Genomic DNA, 19645 nt, shown 5'->3' with positions numbered 1-19645 from the left:
GCCGCCCGAGTCGCCCCCTCCGCCGCCCGCCGGCCCGTCACGAAAAGGCTCTCCGTGTCCGAATCCACCGACCCCCGCACGCTCGACCTCGCGGCCTTCCCGGCCGACTTCGCCTGGGGCACGGCCACCTCCGCCTACCAGATCGAGGGCGCCGTCGCCGAGGACGGCCGGACCCCCTCCATTTGGGACACCTTCAGCCACACCCCCGGCACGATCGACAACGCCGACCACGGCGACACGGCCTGCGACCACTACCACCGCTGGCCCGAGGACGTCGCGCTCATGAAGGAGCTCGGCACCGACGCCTACCGGATGTCCGTCGCCTGGCCCCGGGTCGTGCCCGGTGGTGACGGCCCCGTCAACCGGGCCGGGCTCGACTTCTACGACCGGCTCGTCGACGCCCTCCTCGCCGCCGGCATCACCCCCAACGTCACCCTCTACCACTGGGACCTGCCACAGGTCCTCCAGGACCGCGGCGGCTGGACGGAGCGCGCCACGGCCGAGCACTTCGCCGCGTACGCCTCCGCCGTCGCCACCCGCCTCGGCGACCGCGTCACCCGGTGGGCCACCCTCAACGAGCCGCTCTGCTCGGCCTGGATCGGACACCTGGAGGGCCGGATGGCCCCGGGCCTGACCGACCTCACCGCCGCCGTCCGCGCCTCCTACCACCTGCTGCTGGGCCACGGGCTCGCCACCGCCGCCGTGCGCGCCGCGGTCCCGGGCGCCGAGATCGGGCTCGTCACCAACCACTCCACCATCGCCCCCGCCTCCAGCCGCCCCGAGGACGTCGCCGCGGCCCGCCGCGCCGACGGGCACACCAACCGCTGGTGGCTCGACCCGGTCTACGGCCGCGGCTTCCCCACGGACATGCGCGAGCTGTACGGCGTCGAACTCCCCGAGCGGCCCGGCGACCTGGAGCTGATCTCGGCCCCGCTCGACTGGCACGGCCTCAACTACTACTTCCCGGAGACCGTCGCCGACGACCCGGCGGGACCCGTCCCGCACGCCCGCGCGGTCCGGCTCCCCGACGTGCCGCGCACCGGAATGGACTGGCAGATCGACGCCGGCGGCCTGGAGGCCCTGCTGCTCCGCCTCACCGAGGAGTACGGGGTGCGCAAGCTGTACGTCACCGAGAACGGCTGCGCCTTCCCGGACGCCGTCGGCCCCGACGGCGCGGTGCACGACCCGGACCGCGTCCGCTACCTGGAGCAGCACCTCGCGGCCTGCGCCCGCGCCGTGCGCAAGGGCGCCCCGCTGGCCGGCTACTACGCCTGGTCGCTGCTGGACAACTTCGAGTGGGCGTACGGCTACGACAAGCGCTTCGGCCTGGTGCACGTGGACTACGCGACCCAGCGCCGGACGGTCAAGTCGAGCGGCCGGCGGTACGCGGAGATCATCCGCGCCCACCGGGCGGACCGCGACTGATCGCACCCGCACGCCCCCGGCACCTCCCCGGACGAGACCCGCTGCCACCTGCGTCGACGGCAGCGGGTCCGTCGCGTCCGGGGGCACGGAGGCGGAGCGCCGGAGGCCCCCGAGCACCACGGGACCGAAGCAGATCGACACTTAATGAAAGCCAAAAGAAAAGCCTTGTCGTGTGTCTTGACCGTCAACTCCCGTGCCGGGCAAGGTTTCGGGGAGCGCTCTCCCCCGTTTCCCCCACGTATCCCAGGAGCCCCCATGTCTTCCGTCGGGTCCCCGCCGGCCTTCCGGCGCCCCGCCCCAGCCCTCCGGCGGACCGCCGTCGGCGCCCTCGTCGCCTCGCTCGCCGGCGGCCTCCTCGCCGTGGCCCCCGCCACGACGGCCTCCGCCGCCCCCGCCCTGCTCTCCCAGGGGAAGACGGCCACCGCCTCCTCCACCGAAGGCCCCTTCGCCGCCGGCGGCGCCGTCGACGGCGACCTCACCGGCACCCGCTGGGCCAGCGACTGGACCGACGCCCAGTGGTTCCAGGTCGACCTCGGCCGGAGCGCCACGCTCAGCAGCGCCGTCCTGACCTGGGAGGCCGCCTACGGCAGGAGCTACCAGATCCAGGCCTCCGACAACGGCACGGACTGGCGGACCGTCACCACGGTGACCGGCGGCGACGGCGGTACCGACGACGTCGCCCTCTCCGGGACCGGCCGCTACGTCCGGATGAACGGCCTGGCCCGGGGCACCGCCTGGGGCTACTCCCTCTGGGAGTTCCAGGTCTACGGCACCTCCTCCGGCGGCGGCACGCCGCTGCCGGGCGGCGGCGACCTCGGGCCCAACGTGCACGTCGTCGACCCCTCCACCCCGGACATCCAGGCCAGGCTGGACGAGGTGTTCCGGCAGCAGGAGTCCGCCCAGTTCGGCAACGGCCGGCACGCCTTCCTCTTCAAGCCGGGCACGTACAACGGCCTCAACGCCCAGCTCGGCTTCTACACCCAGATCGCGGGCCTCGGCGTCCGGCCCGACGACACCACCATCAACGGCGACGTCACCGTCGACGCCGGCTGGTTCAACGGCAACGCCACCCAGAACTTCTGGCGCGGCGCCGAGGGCCTCGCCCTCAACCCGGTGAACGGCACCGACCGCTGGGCCGTCGCCCAGGCCTCCTCCTTCCGCCGCATGCACGTCAAGGGCGGCCTCAACCTCGCCCCCAACGGCTACGGCTGGGCCAGCGGCGGTTACATCGCCGACTCGAAGATCGACGGCCAGATCGGCAACTACTCGCAACAGCAGTGGTACACGCGGGACAACTCGATCGGCGGCTGGTCCAACTCCGTCTGGAACCAGGTCTTCTCCGGCACCGAGGGCGCGCCGGCCCAGTCCTTCCCCGAGCCGAGGTACACCACCCTCGACACCACCCCGGTCTCCCGCGAGAAGCCGTACCTGATCTGGGAGGACAACCAGTACAAGGTCTTCTCCCCGGCCAAGCGGACCAACGCCCGCGGCACCACCTGGGCCAACGGCGCCCCGCAGGGCGAGAGGATCCCGCTGAGCCGCTTCTACGTGGTCAGGCCCGGCACCACCGCCGCCACCATGAACCAGGCGCTCGACCAGGGCCTGCACCTGCTGCTCACGCCCGGCGTCTACCACGTCGACCGCACCGTCGAGGTGAACCGGCCCGGCACGATCGTCCTCGGCCTCGGCCTGGCCACCCTCGTCCCGGACAACGGCGTCACCGCGATGCGCGTCGCCGACGTCGACGGCGTCCGGCTCGCCGGCTTCCTGCTCGACGCCGGCCCGGTCAACTCCCCGACCCTCCTGGAGGTCGGCCCGCAGAACGCCTCCGCCGACCACAGCGCCGACCCCACCACCGTGCAGGACGTCTACGTCCGGGTCGGCGGCGCCGGGGCGGGCAAGGCCACCCTCGGGATCGCCGTCAACAACGACGACACGATCGTGGACCACACCTGGGTCTGGCGCGCCGACCACGGCGAGGGCGTCGGCTGGGAGACCAACCGAGCCGACTACGGCGTCCGCGTCAACGGCGACGACGTGCTCGCCACCGGCCTGTTCGTCGAGCACTTCAACAAGTACGACGTCGAGTGGTACGGCGAGCGCGGGCGCACGATCTTCTTCCAGAACGAGAAGGCCTACGACGCCCCGAACCAGGCCGCCGTCCAGAACGGCGCCACCAAGGGCTACGCCGCCTACCGGGTCGACGACTCGGTGACCACCCACGAGGGCTGGGGCCTCGGCAGCTACTGCTACTACAACGTCGACCCGACGATCCGCCAGGACCACGGCTTCAAGGCCCCGGTGAAGCCGGGCGTCAGGTTCCACGGCCTGCTCACCGTCTCGCTGGGCGGCAACGGCCAGTTCAACCACGTCATCAACGACACCGGCGCCCCCACCGAGGGCACCGCGACCGTCCCCTCGACCGTCGTCAGCTTCCCCTGACGGCCGCCGGGCCGCGCCCCCGCCCGGCGGCGCGGCCCGGCACCTCCCCCACCCCCTCGTCCGTCCAGGAGACGCCATGTCCGCGCACCCTCCGACGGCACCACGTCGTCACCGGCACTCCCGCACGACCGCCTCCCTCCTCTCCCTCGGTGCCCTCGGCACCCTGCTCGCCGCCTCCCTCACCGCGCTCACCGCCGCCCCCGCCGCCGCGGCCCCCGCCCTCCTCTCCCAGGGAAAGAGCGTCACCGCCTCCTCCGCGGAGGGCCCCTTCGCCGCGGGCGCCGCCGTGGACGGCGACCTCACCGGCACCCGCTGGGCCAGCCAGTGGAGCGACGCCCAGTGGATCCAGGTCGACCTCGGCGTCCGTGCCGACCTCAGCAGGGCCGTCCTGACCTGGGAGGCCGCCTACGGCAAGGCGTACGACATCCAGGTCTCCGACGACGGCGCGGACTGGCGCACGGCGGGCTCCGTGACCGCCGGCGACGGCGGCACCGACGACCTCGCGCTCTCCGGAACCGGCCGCTACGTCCGGATGAACGGGCACACCCGGGGCACCGGATACGGCTACTCCCTCTGGGAGTTCCAGGTCTACGGCACCCCTGTCGGCGGGCCGCCCGCACCCGGCGGCGCCGTCCGCGTCACCGGCGGCCAGGGCGACTGGCAGCTCACGGCCGGCGGCCAGCCGTACACCGTCAAGGGCGTCACCTGGGGCCCGTCCGTCGCCGACGCGGCCCGCCACATGCCCGACGTGAAGGCCATGGGCGTCAACACCATCCGCACCTGGGGCACCGACGGCACCACCAAGCCCCTGCTGGACACGGCGGCCGCCCACGGCATCCGCGTGATCAACGGCTTCTGGCTCCAGCCGGGCGGCGGCCCGGGCTCCGGCGGCTGCGTGAACTACGTGACCGACACCGCGTACAAGAGCGCCATGCTCGCGGAGTTCGCCCGCTGGGTCGAGACCTACCGGTCCCACCCCGCGACGCTGATGTGGAACGTGGGCAACGAGTCCGTCCTCGGCCTCCAGAACTGTTTCGGCGGCGCCGAGCTGGAGGCCCAGCGCGACGCGTACACCTCGTTCGTCAACGAGGTCGCCCGGCGGATCCACGCGATCGATCCCGACCACCCCGTGACCTCCACGGACGCCTGGACGGGGGCCTGGCCGTACTACCGGCGCAACGCGCCCGACCTGGACCTGTACTCGATGAACGCCTACGGCGACGTCTGCCGCGTGCGGCAGGACTGGACCGACGGCGGCTACACCAAGCCGTACCTCATCACCGAGACCGGCCCCGCCGGTGAATGGGAGACCCCGAAGGACGCCAACGGCGTCGCCGAGGAGCCCACGGACGTCCAGAAGGCGGAGGGGTACACCCGCGCCTGGAACTGCGTCACCGGGCACCGGGGCGTCGCCCTGGGCGCCACGGTCTTCCACTACGGGACGGAGCACGACTTCGGCGGCGTCTGGTTCAACCTCGTGCCCGACGGGCTCAAGCGGCTCTCGTACTACGCGGTGAAGAAGGCGTACACCGGCTCCACGTCCGGCGACAACACCCCTCCGGTGATCTCCGGCATGAGCGTCACGCCCTCCGGCTCCGCCCCGGCGGGCGGCGAGTTCACGGTCCGCGCCGACGTCCGCGACCCGGACGGCGATCCGGTCTCCACCCGGATCTTCCTCAGCGGGAACTACGCCAACGGCGACAAGCGGCTCGTCGAGGCCGCCCGGCGCGCCCTCCCGGACGGCTCGTTCGCCGTGACCGCGCCGGAGAAGCTGGGCGTGTGGAAGGTGTACGTCCAGGCCGAGGACGGGCACGGCAACGCCGGCATCGAGGCCCGGTCGGTCCGGGTCGTCGCCCCGCCCGTCACCGGCACGAACCTCGCCCTGGGCCGGCCCACCACCGCCTCCTCCTCGCAGGCCTCGTACGGCGACTGCCCCTGCCCGCCCGAGCGGGCCACCGACGGGAACGCCGGCACCCGCTGGGCCAGCGACTGGAGCGACCCGCAGTGGATCCGGGTCGACCTCGGCTCCGTGCGCTCCTTCCGGCGGCTCCAGCTGGTCTGGGACCCGGCCTACGCCCGCGCCTACGAGGTCCAGGTGTCCGACGACGGCGCGAACTGGCGCACCGTCCACACCACGTCCGACGGGAACGGCGACGTCGACACGATCGACGCCGCCGCGACCGCCCGGTACGTACGGCTCCAGCTCACCGCCCGCGGCACCGGCTGGGGCTACTCGCTGTACGAGCTCGGCATCTACGCCTGACCCGACCTGAGGAGAAGCCGATGAGAATCCGCGGCCGGACCCTGTCCGCCTTACTGCTCGCCACCGCCCTCGGCGTGTCCACCCTCGCCGTCGACGCCGTCACCGCCGCCCCCGGTCCCGTGGCCGGCGGCGTCCCGGCGGCCGCCGCCCCGCACCTGGGGCACGTCATGGCGGCCTCCGCCCTGCCCTCCGGGGACGACCCCGACGGCGACGGCTACATCCCCGCGGACCCGCCCGTCACCGGGGTCACCCCGTCCCAGGCCGTGCCGCCGCCGGCCTACTTCCACGAGTTCCAGGCCAACTGCGCCGCCGGCCACACCGCCCCGGACGACCCGATCGTCTACCCCGGGCAGCCCGGCGCCTCGCACGACCACACCTTCCTGGGCAACACCACGACGAACGCCCACTCCGTCACCGCGACGCTCGTCGACCGCCCGACCACCTGCAACGCGCCGGCCGACGCCTCCGCGTACTGGATGCCCTCGCTGTTCGACGGCGACCGCAAGGTCCTCCCCGTCGGCCCGCAGGTCATCTACTACAAGGCGGGGGTCACCGACTACCGGAGCGTCCGCCCCTTCCCCCGGGGGCTGCGGTTCGTCGTCGGCAGCCCGACCCAGTCCGCCGAGGAGTTCCGCGCCCATGAAGGCTGGGTCGAGGGCTGGGAGTGCGGGGACAGCTACAAGAACGTCGACTTCCCGGCCCGCTGTCCGGCCGGGACCCAGCTCAACCTCCGCATGCAGGCGCCGAGCTGCTGGAACGGGCTGTACCTCGACACCCCCGACCACAGGAGCCACATGGCGTACCCCGTCGTCAAGCCCGGCACCAACGACGACGTCTGCCCGCCCTCGCACCCCGTGGCCGTGCCCATGATCGAGTTCAAGATGGCCTTCCCCGTCTCCGGCGACATGGCGCGGGTGAGGCTCTCCAGCGGCCCCGGCCACTCCTTCCACTACGACTTCTTCAACGCCTGGGAGGACCGCACCCTGAAGGCGCTCGTCGACCACTGCGTGGTGGGCGGGCTCCAGTGCGACACGCGCGGCTACGACCAGAACCACCCCGAACGCGGTGCCGTCCTGAACGCCGACCACCGCCTGCCCTGACCCCTTCCCTCCCCCGACCGGGTACGGCCCGGACGCCCGGCGGCGCCCGGGCCGTACCCACGCCTTCCGAGGAGCCCGCACGCCATGACCGACGACGCGTCCGTGATCGACCTGCTGCCGCCGGACTTCCGGCTCGGCGCCGCCACCTCCGCCTTCCAGATCGAGGGCGCCGCCTCCGAGGACGGCCGGACCCCCTCCATCTGGGACACCTTCTGCCGGGTGCCGGGAGCGGTCGCGGGCGGCGACACCGGCGACGTGGCCTGCGACCACTACCACCGGATGCCCGAGGACGTGGCGCTGCTCGCCTCGCTCGGACTGGACGGCTACCGCTTCTCCGTCTCCTGGCCCCGGGTCCAGCCCGGCGGCCGGGGCCCGGTCAACCCGGCCGGGCTCGGCTTCTACGACCGGCTCGTCGACGAGCTCCTCGGCCGCGGGGTCACCCCCTGGCTCACCCTCTACCACTGGGACCTGCCGCAGGAGCTCCAGGACGCCGGCGGCTGGCCGGCCCGGGACACCGCCTTCCGGTTCGCCGACTACGCCGAGCTCGTGTACGACCGGCTCGGCGACCGCGTGACCCACTGGACCACGCTCAACGAGCCCTTCTGCTCGGCGGTCCTCGGCCATGTCGAGGGCGTCCACGCGCCCGGCGGCCGCTCGCTCGCCGACGGCGTCCGGGCCGTCCACCACCTGCACCTCGGACACGGCCTCGCCGTCCGGCGGCTGCGCTCCGCCGCCCGCCGCCCCCTCGACCTCGCCGTCACCCACCTGCTGGGCACCAGCGGCCCCGCCACGGACTCCGCCGCCGACCGGGAGGCGGCCCGCCGGGCCGACGCCTTCGGCTTCCGCTTCTACCTCGACCCGATCCTGCGCGGCCGCTACCCGCGGGACCTGATCGACGACCTCGCGGCCCACCGGGTCGAGATCCCCGTCCGCGACGGCGACCTGGAGACCATCTCCGCGCCCTTCGACACCCTGGGCGTGAACTACTACCGCTCCCTGCGCAGCTCGGGCGTGGACGAGCACGGCTCCCCGACCGACTCCCGCGGCCTCCCCGTCACGCGGGGCGTCCCGCACGGCGGCCTCCCGGTCACCGGCCTCGGCTGGGAGGTCATGCCCCACGACCTCACCGCGCTCCTGCTGCGCGTCGCGCGCGACTATCCGGGCACCCCGATGGTCGTCACGGAGAGCGGCGCCGCCTACGAGGACCGTCCGGACGCGGACGGTTTCGTCGAGGACACGGAGCGCACCGCCTACCTCGCCGCGCACCTGGCGGCCGTCTCCCGGGCCCGTGCCTCCGGAGCCGACGTCCGGGGGTACTTCGTCTGGTCCCTGCTCGACAACTTCGAGTGGGCGGAGGGCTACGCGGGGCGCTTCGGGATCGTCCGCGTCGACCGCTCGACCCAGCTCCGCACCCCCAAGCGCAGCGCGCTGTGGCTGCGTGACACGGCGCTCAGGCTGCGCGCCCGCCGGGCGGGCGGGGCCGGGTAGCCGGCCCCGCGGCGGGGCGGCGTGCGGATCAGCCGCGGTTCCTGGCGGCGGCCAGGGCGTCCTTGACCTCGCGCACCACGCGGGCCGCGTCCGCGGCGTCGTTGACCACGTCGGTGCGGTTCATGTCGATCACGAGGACCTCGCTGGCCGCGTAGTGCCGGTGGACCCACTCGTCGTAGCCGGACCACAGCGTGCGGTAGTACTCGACGAGGGCCTCGTCCTGCTCGAAGTCGCGGCCGCGCAGCCCGATGCGCTTGAGCACCGTCTCGAAGTCCGCCTTGAGGTAGACCATCAGGTCGGGAGCCTTGCGGTACGGCAGGCCGTCGATCTCCCGCATCATCTCGTTCAGCAGGCCCTCGTACACCTGCATCTCGAGGGAGCTGATGCGGCCCAGGTCGTGGTTGACCTTGGCGAAGTACCAGTCCTCGTAGATCGAGCGGTCGAGGACGTTGTCGCCCTGCCGGTACGCCTCCTTGATCGAGGCGAACCGCGTCTGCAGGAAGTAGAGCTGGAGCAGGAAGGGGTAGCGCTTGGCCTGGATCTCCTCGGGGCTCGCCGTGTAGAAGAGCGGCAGGATCGGGTTGTCGTCCACGCTCTCGTAGAAGACCTCGCTGCCGAGCTCCTTGGCGAGCAGCTCGGCCACGCTCGTCTTGCCGATCCCGATCATGCCTCCGACGCAGATCACCGACATACCTCACTTCTCCCCTGGGGACTTCTGTGCACGGGCGGCTGCCGGGCTGCCCCCCACCATGGGTGCGGAGGGCGGCGGTCGCCCGATTCCCCGGGATCTTCATGATCGGTGTCACGTGGCCCCCGCCCGAGAGGCCCGCCCCTCGCCTCGCGGCCGCCCTGAAGCATAGATGACGCCGGGGTCCCGGGTCCGCCCGGCGACGGCCCCGCCACGGTCGGCCACGGAGGCGCTGCTCACCGTTCCGCCCGCGGCGCGGTGCGGGTGGTGTGACCCTCCGTGTGCGGGCGGCGCGATCGTCCGGAAACCGTCGCGCGGCACGGCCGGGCGGACGACGGGGAGGCGGCGGCCTTCGGGGAACGGATGGCCGCCGGGAGGCGGTACGTGCGGGACGTCCGCCGACGCCCGGCGGGGGTGACCGTGATGTTCGCCGGGGCCCGGGAGGCCCCGGCGAAGCGGGTCACTTGGACTGCGTGGAGAGGGTCACGCCGCTGAAGCCCTGGGCGGCGGCGAGGCTGAAGTAGACCCACCCGGCGGGCGGGTTGTCGATCGTCAGGGTCTCCCCGTTGCCGGCGTTGGCGGACTTCGCCTGGTAGGCGGTGGTGGTGGCCCAGCTGCCGCCGCCGTAGTAGAGGTCGGCGTTGCCGGTGCCCCCGCTGCTGGTGATCGTCAGCTGCTTGACGCCGGCCGGCAGGTACACGAAGTGGTAGCTGTAGTTGCCGGTGGCGGCGGCGAGGTTGTCCCGGCGGCAGTTCTGGTCGAACTGGCGGGGGTCGCCGAGGGTGCAGAGCGGGACGGTGGCGGCCGACGGGGCGTCCGGCAGCGTTCCGCAGTCGTTGGTGGCGCAGTCGGTCGTCAGCCAGGTCGCGAAGTCCGCGTCGTAGCGGGTGCCGACGGTCTGCTTCAGGAAGGTGCGGGCGCCGGTCCAGTCACCGGTGCGGTACGCGCCGAGCACGGTCTGGACGTCCGCGGGGTGCTTCTGCAGCATGTAGCGGACCGCGAGCCAGCCCCAGCGGTAGACCCGGTTCGAGTTGACCTCGGGGTCCTCCTCCTGGCCGTAGACGGTGTCGAACAGGTCGCTGAGCTTGTACGTCTTCTTGGCGGCCTCGGCGATCGCGTCGGCGTTGCGCTCGTTGCGGTAGCCGTACGAGATGTTCTCGGCGATGCCCTCGACCCACCAGATGGTCGGCGTGGTCATGCCGGCCTCGAAGTCGCCGTACATGTTGAAGCGGCCGTCGAGGTAGTGGGTGTACTCGTGGTTCAGGTTCCAGATCTGGAAGGCCGGGCGCAGCCAGCTGGCCTCGTGGGCGATGAAGCGGGCCTGGTTGCCGGGGACGGCCGGGTTGCCCTCCTCGTACATGCCGCCGTTGTCGACGTCGATGTCGTAGATCGCCCAGGCGTACAGCGCGTACTGGGTGTAGTCGTCGAAGGCGACGACCTCCAGGTTGGTGTTGACGTCACCGGGGATGGCGCCCTTGTCGCCGATGATCCGGTGGAAGTAGGCGTCCTGCTCGACGAGGCTCGTGCAGGTGCTCGCCAGCTGGCCGGGCGACATGTCCTGGGCACGGATCTTGAGGCCCGGGGTGCAGGTGTGCTGGATCGGCAGGACGGAGGGCAGCACGCGCTGGCCCAGGTCGCAGATGGCGTAGGCCGCGCAGTTGCCCTTGTCGAACTGGCGGGTGGCCCAGCCCAGGTTCATGGTGATCGGCGCGGTGGGGCCGACGTTCGGGTACCGGTTGATCAGGTCCTTGAGGAGCGGCCGGACCCGGTCCTTGAGCTCGGGGACGTCGAGAGCGTAGCCGAGGTGGCGGCCGACGTTGCTGACGACGTCCAGGCGGTTGAGCTCGGCGCCGTTGCGCGTGATGAAGCCGGCCCAGGTGTCGAGGATGGCGGGGTCGGCCTTGAGGGCGGCCCGCCAGCCGCGGGCGTCGTTCTTGGCCTTGAAGCCGTTCTCGACGACCCACTCGACGTGCTGCATGGCGAGGTTCATCTGGCCCGGCCAGCTGCCGGTGTAGCCGGCGAGCATCCACTTCACGACGGGGGCGTAGCGGCCCGCCTCGTGGGTGCTGTCGATGAGGGTGACGACCTCGTTGAGGATCTGGCCGTTGGCGTCGGTGACGTCCTTGCTGCGCGGGGCGGCGAAGAAGGCGTCGAGCGCGCCGCGGGCCGCGCCCTGCAGCGCCGGGCCGTAGGCGCCGACGACGTCCGCGTTGTTGTCCTGCACGTAGTAGCCGGCGCGCAGGAACATCACCAGCTGCCCGGTGGAGGTGCGGTTGTCGCCCGCGTACGTGGCGGCGTCGTCGCGCAGGGCGTTGGCGACGGTCACCATCTGGGCCTCGCGGAAGGCCTTGCGCGCGTCGTCCCCGGTGAGGTTGAACAGCGGGTAGGTACAGGTGATCTGCGGGAGGGCCTTGAGCTGCTGGACCAGGGCGGCGCCGGTGGCGTTGACGACGCCGGACAGGTCTCCGCAGGCGTCCGCGGCGGCGGCCGAGGAGAGCTTGCTCGTCTTGCTCGGCCTCACGGCCGGGGCGGGCCGCGGGGCGGTCTCCTCCGTGCCGTCCTGCGAGGAGAGCCGGAAGCGGGGGTTGTCGCTGATCGCGTGCGGCGACTTGGGGACCGGGATCGCCCGGGGCGCCGGGGCCGCGGCGCCCGCCGCGTTCGGGCCGGCCTGCGCCGTGGCGCCGACGGGGGCGGCCTGGCTCTGCGGAGCGAGCAGGCCGAGCGAGAGGAAGACGGCCGCGCCGAGCACGGGAAGTCTTCGCGCGCGGGTCTTCGATATCCGGGAGGGATGCATCGGTGGGGGCCTCCGGGGCCGTTGTGGCCACATGCTGGGAAACACGGGCGGCTGACACGTGGTCTGTAAAATTTCACATGTCGCATTGTTCTGGAAGACCTCGGGACGGATTCTTCGTCCGTGAGTTCGGAGAGGCCGTCGGCGCCGTCCGCCCCAACTGCCGCCGCAGGCACGGGGAACGGTCCGCAGGCCGGCCTGGCATCGTCCGCGATCATGGGGAGAATCACCTGGATGACCAGGTATTACGTGGGCGGGGGCGCCCTTCTGAGCGCGGTGCTGGCGCTGTGGCTGCTGCTGTTCCGCGCGGGGATGTCGGTGTACCGGACGGACGTGGTGGTCCTCGGCGGACTCGCCCTGGTGCCAGCCGCGGCGTGGGTGTGGATCGCGTCCCGCCCGCTGCGGACGACGCCTCCCCGGGAGGCCGGGCCGGTTCCGGCGCCGCCCGGCCGGCTGCCGTGGAACCGCTTCCACCGGGTGATGCCGTTCCCGCTGGGCGTGGGACTCGTCCTGCCGTCCTTGTCGGTCGTGACGGAGCCGGCGATCCGGCCGGACGGCGACGACCTGCGCCGGCTACGGGCGATACAGGAGGCCGGGGCCGAGGTGGTCACCGGAAGCGTGGTCAGCGTGCACCGGCTGACGCGGGACGACCCCAAGTATCCGATGTTCAGCGGTGACTTCACGGTCGAGGTGCCCGTCCGCACGGCGGGCGGCGGCACGGCGGCCGGCCGGGTCGAGGTGGTCGACGGACACCTCGGGCGGCAGCCCGGCGGAACTGCCCGCCGTGCCGGCGCGGATCACGGCCACGGCCGTCGCGTCCTGCCTGTCCCTGGCCGGGCTCCGGGCCGCGCTCGCGGACCGGGCGGGCGGGGCCGGGGCGTCGGCCGGCGGCGGATCGGCCAGGACGTCGGCCGTCGGCCGGGGGTGGCAGGGGGGCCGGGGGTGGTCGAGGGGCGCGACGTCAGCCGTCGGCGGCGGGCGGGCCCGGGAGGTCGCGGAGGCCACGCAGCGGACCCGCCACCAGGAAGCCGACGGCGGCCAGCAGCGCGACGGCGACCACCCCCATCGTGACGCGGGCGCCCAGGAGCGAGGCGAGGGAGCCGCCCAGGAGGGCGCCCAGCGGGATGGTGCTGTAGTTCAGGAACAGGGTGGTGGCGGTGACCCGTCCCAGCAGCTCCGGCGGGCAGTAGGCCTGGCGGAAGCTGACGATGACGACGTTGCAGGCCACCACCCCGGCGAACATGACGACGGTGCCGAGCACGAAGAACGCCAGCCTCGGCCCGGGAGCGGCGAGTGCGGCGAGCAGGCCGAAGGGCGCTGCGGCGCACTGGACGACCAGCAGGGCGCGTGCCGTGCCCAGGCGCCGGGCGAGCCTCCCGGCCGCGAGGCCGCCGAGCACTCCGCCGAGACCGCCGCAGGAGACGAGCCAGCCGAGGGTGTCGGAACCGACGCCGACGGTCCGTACGAGGAAGACGATCTGGACGGCCTGGAAGCCCGCCATCGCCAGGTTGACCGCCGCGCCGAAGCCGGTGACGGCCCGGACCCAGGGATCGCCGACGACGAAGCGCAGGCCGTCCGCGATCTCGCGGCCCAGCCGGCGCCGGGGCGCCGGGGCGGGGCGCGGCCCGTCGGAGCGGATGAGCGTGAGGCAGAGCGAGGACACCACGAAGGAGGCGGCGTCGAGCAGCAGCCCCGGAACGCTGCCCACGGTCTGGGCGATCAGCCCGCCGAGCCCGGGGCCCGCCACCCTCGCGGCCTGGTCCCCCGCCTGTAACTGCGCGTTGCGTCCCATCAGGGCGTCCGCGGGGACCAGCCGGGGCAGATACGCCGAGTACGCGGTGGAGAAGAAGACCGAGGCGGCACCGGAGACCAGCGCGGCCGCGAGGACGTGCCCCATGGTCAGCGCCCCCAGCCACCAGGTGACCGGCACGCTCACGAACACCGCCGCGGAGACGGCGTTGCACACGAGCATCACCGGCCGCGGCGCGAGCCGGTCGACCCAGGCCCCGGCCGGCAGTCCGATCACCAGCCAGGGCAGCCACGGCGCGGCGGTGAGGACGCCCATCATGAACGGCGAGGCGTGGAGGGTGGTGACGGCCACGAGCGGCAGCAGGACGGAGGTCACGCTGGTGCCCAGCTTGCTGGTGGTCTCGCCGACGAGCAACAGCCGGAAGTTCCGGTGCGGACGGTGGCCGTGGCCCTGCTCGGACCGTGCGGCGGTGGGCGGGGCGGACACCAGCACGGCCTCCGGAACTCGATAGCGCGACGGATATCCGAACGCGCCACAGAGTACGTGCGGCGGCCCTGAGTTCGTGCTGGATCGTACAAGTTCATCGCCCTGGAAACCAGGGTGGCCATTTCCCGCCGGTGCCGCTTAGGCTCGACCGCGTCGACGACCAACGCACCAGGCCACGCGGAGGATTGACCCCACCCCGGCCCTCCGGCACCACCCAGACCGGCACCGCCCCCTTTCCCGTTCCCCGTGCAAGGAGCAGTCCGTGGTGACCAGCGCGCTCGACCTCCTCACAGGCTTCCTGCGGGAGTCGGTCCGGCATCCCGGGCGCCCCGCCGTGGTCACCCCGTCGCAGTCGGTGACCTTCGGCGAGCTGGCCGAGCGGGTGGAGCGGACGGCCCGGGCTCTGGGCGCCGCCGGGGCGGGACCCGGCACGGCCGTCGGCCTGCGGCTCCCGCGCGGCGCGGACCTGGTGGCGGCGATGCTCGCGGTGTGGCGGACCGGCGCCGCGTACGTACCCCTCGACCCGGCCCGCCCGGCGCGGGGGCGGCGCGCGCCCGGCGGGGACGACGGGCCGCGCCTCGTGGTCACGTCGGGGCCGGAGGACGGCGCGTGGCCGGAGGACGTGCGCCGGATCGATCTCCCGCCCGCGCCCGCCCCGTCGGGCTCCGGCACCGCGCTTCCCGCCCACGCCCAGGCGGAGTTCGGCGACCCGGACCCGGCTCCGGCGCGGGTGGTGTGGGACGCGGCCCTCGACGCCGACGCCTCGGCCTTGCAGTGGGTCCGCGTCTGCCAGGGCGACACCTTGGTCCTCCCCGCCGCCGACGACGACGTACACATCGCCCCGGAGCACGGAAAGGTGTCCGAGGACCCGGACAGCGCTCCCTCCCGCCTCTTATCCCGCGGGGACGCCCCGCCGCGCCCGCTGCTCGACCTCTTCGAGGAGCGCGCCCGGACCGCCCCGGACGCCGTCGCCCTGGTCTTCGGCGCGGACGAGGTCTCCTACGCGGAGCTCGACGGGCACGCGAACCGGCTGGCCCATGTGCTCGCCGCGCGGGGCGCCGGGCCGGAGCGGGTGGTCGCCTCGGCGCTGGACCGCTCGGTGGAGCTCGTCGTCGCGGTCCTCGCGGTGCTGAAGTCCGGGGCCGCCCACCTCCCGGTGGACCCCGGCTACCCGGAGCGGCGCATCGCCCACGTCGTCGGCGACGCGGCCCCCGCGCTGCTCCTCGCCCACTCCGGCACGGTCCTCCCCGCCGACGTCGCCGCGCCCCGTACCGACCTGGACGATCCGGAGACCGCCGCGGCGCTGCTGCGGGCCCCGGCGTCCCACCCGCCGGCAGGCGCCCGGCGCGAGGAGGGCGGTCTGCCCGCGTACGTCGTCCACACCTCCGGGTCGACCGGCCTGCCCAAGGGCGTGGTCGTCACCCGCTCCGGCCTCGCCCACCTGACCGCCCACCAGCGCGACACGCTCGCGGTGGACGCCGGGAGCCGGGTGCTGCAGTTCGCCTCGCCCGGCTTCGACGCCTTCTTCTGGGAGCTGGCGATGGCCCTCTCCGCGGGGGCCGCGCTCGTCCTGGCGCCCGCCCGCAGTCTGCTGCCAGGGCCCGGCCTGCGCACGCTCGTCGACGAGCGGCGGATCACCCACGCGACCCTGCCCCCTTCGGTGCTGCGCGCCCTGCCCTCCGACGCCCTCCCCCACGTGCGGGTCCTGGTCGCCGCCGGCGAGGCCCTGGACGCGGAGCAGCGGCGGCGCTGGGCGCCCGGCCGGACCCTGATCAACGCGTACGGGCCGACGGAGACCACGGTCTGCGCCACCATGAGCCGGCCGCTCGGCGAGGGCACCGGGACGCCGCCGATCGGCGAGGCCGTCCGGGGGACCCGGGTGCACGTGCTGGACGCCGCCCTGCGGCCGGTGCCCGTCGGAGCGGTGGGCGAACTGTACGTCGCCGGGGCGGGCCTGGCCCGCGGGTACCTCGGCCGGCCCGGACTCACGGCGCAGCGCTTCGTCGCGGACCCGTACGGCCCGGCCGGGACGCGGATGTACCGCACGGGCGACCTGGTCCGCCGGACGACCGCGGGAGAACTGGAGTTCGCCGGTCGAGCGGACGACCAGGTCAAGGTGCGCGGGCACCGGATCGAGCCGGGCGAGGTCGAGGCGCGGCTCGCGGGGCACCCCCGGGTGGCCGCGGCCGCGGTGACCGTTCACGAGGACCGGGACGGCGACCGGCGGCTCGTCGCCTACGTCCGTCGCGCGTCCCGCCCGGTCGACGGGACCGACGGAGCCGACAGGACCCACGGGGCCGACAGGACCCACGGGGCCGACGGGGCCGCCCGGGAGGACGCGGGCCGTGTGGCCGACTGGCGGCGCGTCCACGACGCCGTGCCGGCCGACGGGCCGACCGTCTTCGGCGAGGACTTCACCGGATGGAACAGCGCCTACGACGGGAGCGCGCTGCCGCTGGAGGAGCTGCGGGAGTGGCGGGACGAGACCGTACGGAGCATCCGCGCCCTGCGGCCCCGACGGATCCTCGAACTCGGCGTGGGCAGCGGCCTGTTGCTGGCGCATCTCGCCCCCGAGGCGGAGGCGTACTGGGGGCTCGACCTCTCGCCCCGGGTGATCGGACGGCTGCGGGAACAGGTGGCCGCGCGGCCGGAACTCGCCGGCCGGGTCGTCCTGCACAGCCGGCCGGCCGACGACCACGAGGGCGTCCCGCGCGGCTCCTTCGACGTGGTCGTCATCAACTCCGTCGCCCAGTACTTCCCCAGCGGGCGCCATCTCGCCCGCGTCCTCGGGCTCGCGGCGGCCGCGCTGGCCCCCGGCGGCTCGGTGTTCGTCGGCGACGTCCGGCACCTGGGGCTCGCCGAGACCTTCCACGGGGCGGTCGCGGCCCGCCGGCCGGGCGCCGCCGCACCGGGGAGCGCTGAGCACCGCCGGGCGGTGGCGCGCGGTCTGGCCACGGAACCGGAGCTGCTGGTGGACCCGGAGTTCTTCCGGTCCCTGACGATGGAGGCCGGGGGGGTCCGCGCCGACCTTCGCGAGCTGCGACGTACGCCTGAAGCGCGGCACCCGTCCCAACGAGCTGAACCGCTACCGCTACGACGTCGTCCTGCGCCCGGCCGGGGGGACGGGTTCCCGCGGGGGTACGAATTCCCGCGGGGGTACGGGCTCGCGCGCCGGCGCGGTGGCGGAGCTGCTGTGGGGCGCGGACGTCCGTACGCTCGACGGGCTCTCCGACCACCTGCGGGACCGCGCCGGGGACACCACGCCCGTCCGGGTGGCCGGGGTGCCGAACGCGCGCCTCGCCGAGGACCTGCTCGCGTCGGGCGGCACCCCGGCCCCCGGCCAGGACCCGGAGGAGCTCGCGCGGCTCGGCGAGCGGCTGGGGTACCGCGCCGTGCTGCGCTGGTCCGCGAAGGCGGGCCCCGACCACGTCGACGTCGAGTTCTCCTCCGGGGAGCACGACGTCCCCCCGGAGGCCGCGGCCGAGCCCGCGGCGGACCCGGAACGCCACGTCAACGTGCCCTTCGCCGCGTCCGGCGACGCGGAGCTGGTGCGCGAACTCACCGCGTGGGCGGCCGCGTTCCTGCCCGGGTACATGGTTCCGTCCGCGGTGGTCGTGCTCGACGCGTTCCCGCTCACCCCGCACGGCAAGCTCGACCGGGCCGCCCTGCCCGCCCCGCGCGGCCCCCGGGGCGGGGCCGGGCGCCGGCCGCGGTCCGCGCGGGAGACGGCGCTGTGCCGGATGTTCGCGGAGGTCCTCGGGCTCGACGCGGCGTTCGCGGTGGGCATCGACGACGACTTCTTCGAGCTCGGCGGCCATTCCCTGCTCGTCACCCGGCTGGTGAGCCGGGTCCGCGCCGACCTGGGGGTGGAGCTCCAGGTGGGCACGGTCTTCGAGGCGCCCACGGTGGCCGGGCTCGCGGCCCGGCTGACGGGCGCCCGCAAGGCGAGACCGGCTCTGCGCAGGATGCCGCGGCCCGACTGACGGCGGCACGGGGCCGTGGCAGGCCCCGGCACGGACACACGGCACACGGCACACGGCACACGGCACACGGCACACGGCACACCGCACCCGCACCCGCACCCGCACCCGCACACGGCACGGATCAGGACCGATCGGACCACGACCAGGGCTATCGAGGGATCCCCGATGGACTTCAGCCTCTTCTACTTCGCCGACGACAGCACACCGGACGGGGCCGCCGGACGGTACGAACTGCTGCTGGAGGGCGCCCGCTTCGCCGACCGCCACGGCTTCCGCGCCGTGTGGACGCCGGAACGGCACTTCCACCCCTTCGGCGGGCTCTACCCGAACCCCTCCGTCGTGGGCGCCGCCCTGGCCATGGTCACGAGCAGCGTCGCCATCCGCGCCGGGAGCGTCGTCGCGCCCCTCCACCATCCGCTGCGGATCGCCGAGGAGTGGTCGGTCGTCGACAACCTCTCGGGCGGACGGGCCGGGGTGTCCCTCGCCTCCGGCTGGCACCCGGTGGACTTCGCGCTGGGCCGGGTCCCGTACGAGGACCGCAAGCGCGCCCTGGCCGACGGCATCGAGGGGCTCCGCGGGCTGTGGCGGGGGGAGGAGCTGGAGGTCCTGGACGGCAACGGCGCCCCCGCGCGCGTACGGATCTTCCCGCCGCCGGTGCAGCGGGAGCTGCCGCTCTGGGTGACCAGCGCGGGCGACGCGGAGACCTTCCGTACGGCGGCGGCGGCGCGCGCCGGGGTCCTCACCCATCTGCTGCACCAGGACGTCGACGAACTCGCGGTGAAGATCGCCGACTACCGGCGGGCGGCGCGGGAGGCGCACGACGGCTGGGAGGGGCATGTCGTCCTGATGCTGCACACCTTCCTCGGCACCGGCCGGGACGAGGTGCGCGCCACCGTCGAGGGGCCGCTGAGCGCCTACCTCAGGAGCTCGGTCCGGCTCATCGCCCGCTCGTTCGGCGCCCTCGACCCGGACTTCGACGTCGACGCGCTGGAGGACGAGGACCTCGACTTCCTCGTCGCCCGGTCCTTCGACACCTACTTCGAGCAGCGGGGGCTGTTCGGGACGGTGGCGGACGCGAAGGAGACGGTCGAGCGGCTGCGCGGCATCGGCGTGGACGAGATCGCCTGCCTGATCGACTTCGGCATCGACACCAAGACCGTCCTGGACGGGCTGCGCCACCTGGACGCGGTGCGCGCGGCCTGCGAAGCGAACTGACCCGAGAGCCCCGA

Annotated in this window: 10 protein-coding genes and 3 pseudogenes; 9 read left to right on the top strand and 4 right to left on the bottom strand. The window is 73.9% G+C overall.

What is annotated here, in order from left to right:
• Positions 1-54: 54 nt before the first annotated feature.
• From ABD981_RS01005 to ABD981_RS00985, 5 genes are all read left to right on the top strand, one after another.
• Positions 55-1425, top strand: a complete 1371-nt coding sequence (locus ABD981_RS01005; protein WP_046906024.1) for a GH1 family beta-glucosidase — start codon at positions 55-57, stop codon at positions 1423-1425.
• Between the two features lie 255 nt (positions 1426-1680).
• Positions 1681-3867, top strand: coding sequence for a discoidin domain-containing protein (locus ABD981_RS01000; protein WP_046906023.1), 2187 nt, complete (start codon positions 1681-1683; stop codon positions 3865-3867).
• Between the two features lie 76 nt (positions 3868-3943).
• A complete protein-coding gene (locus ABD981_RS00995) occupies positions 3944-6130 on the top strand; it encodes a discoidin domain-containing protein (protein WP_046906022.1) in 2187 nt (728 codons plus the stop codon).
• A 20-nt stretch (positions 6131-6150) separates the two neighbouring features.
• Positions 6151-7230, top strand: a complete 1080-nt coding sequence (locus ABD981_RS00990; RefSeq protein WP_046906021.1) for a DUF1996 domain-containing protein — start codon at positions 6151-6153, stop codon at positions 7228-7230.
• Between the two features lie 84 nt (positions 7231-7314).
• Positions 7315-8718 carry a GH1 family beta-glucosidase gene (locus ABD981_RS00985; RefSeq protein WP_046906020.1) on the top strand — a complete coding sequence of 468 codons (1404 nt, stop codon included), beginning with the start codon at positions 7315-7317 and terminating at the stop codon, positions 8716-8718.
• Between the two features lie 28 nt (positions 8719-8746).
• On the opposite strand, the gene ABD981_RS00980 is transcribed toward ABD981_RS00985, so the two are convergent.
• The 4 genes from ABD981_RS00980 to ABD981_RS00965 form a co-directional block, all read right to left on the bottom strand.
• Positions 8747-9409: a deoxynucleoside kinase gene (locus tag ABD981_RS00980; protein WP_046906019.1), complete on the bottom strand. Its 663-nt coding sequence runs from the start codon at positions 9407-9409 to the stop codon at positions 8747-8749.
• 457 nt (positions 9410-9866) lie between these two features.
• Positions 9867-12155 (bottom strand): M9 family metallopeptidase, encoded by a 2289-nt coding sequence (locus tag ABD981_RS00975; RefSeq protein ID WP_240495099.1) that lies wholly within the window; start codon positions 12153-12155, stop codon positions 9867-9869.
• A gap of 615 nt (positions 12156-12770) precedes the next feature.
• The gene (locus tag ABD981_RS00970; protein ID WP_131723819.1) at positions 12771-13004 is read right to left on the bottom strand and encodes a hypothetical protein; all 234 of its coding nucleotides are present in this window, start codon (positions 13002-13004) and stop codon (positions 12771-12773) included.
• Positions 13005-13158: 154 nt separating this feature from the next.
• Positions 13159-14433, bottom strand: coding sequence for an MFS transporter (locus tag ABD981_RS00965; protein ID WP_046906082.1), 1275 nt, complete (start codon positions 14431-14433; stop codon positions 13159-13161).
• Between the two features lie 262 nt (positions 14434-14695).
• Between ABD981_RS00965 and ABD981_RS38735 the strand changes: the two are divergent.
• The 4 genes and pseudogenes from ABD981_RS38735 to ABD981_RS00950 form a co-directional block, all read left to right on the top strand.
• Positions 14696-15037: pseudogene (locus tag ABD981_RS38735) on the top strand (AMP-binding protein); the annotation flags it as partial.
• A 318-nt stretch (positions 15038-15355) separates the two neighbouring features.
• A pseudogene (locus ABD981_RS38730) lies at positions 15356-17221 on the top strand (amino acid adenylation domain-containing protein); the annotation flags it as partial.
• 793 nt (positions 17222-18014) lie between these two features.
• A pseudogene (locus ABD981_RS38725) lies at positions 18015-18410 on the top strand (phosphopantetheine-binding protein); the annotation flags it as partial.
• Between the two features lie 171 nt (positions 18411-18581).
• Positions 18582-19631 carry a MupA/Atu3671 family FMN-dependent luciferase-like monooxygenase gene (locus tag ABD981_RS00950; protein ID WP_046906016.1) on the top strand — a complete coding sequence of 350 codons (1050 nt, stop codon included), beginning with the start codon at positions 18582-18584 and terminating at the stop codon, positions 19629-19631.
• Positions 19632-19645: the final 14 nt, after the last annotated feature.

The sequence above is a fragment of the Streptomyces showdoensis genome (genome assembly GCF_039535475.1).
In the GTDB taxonomy this organism is placed as follows: Bacteria; Actinomycetota; Actinomycetes; order Streptomycetales; family Streptomycetaceae; genus Streptomyces; species Streptomyces showdoensis.
The sequence above is the reverse complement of the archived record's forward strand: the minus strand, read 5'-3'. Positions and strand labels throughout refer to the sequence as shown.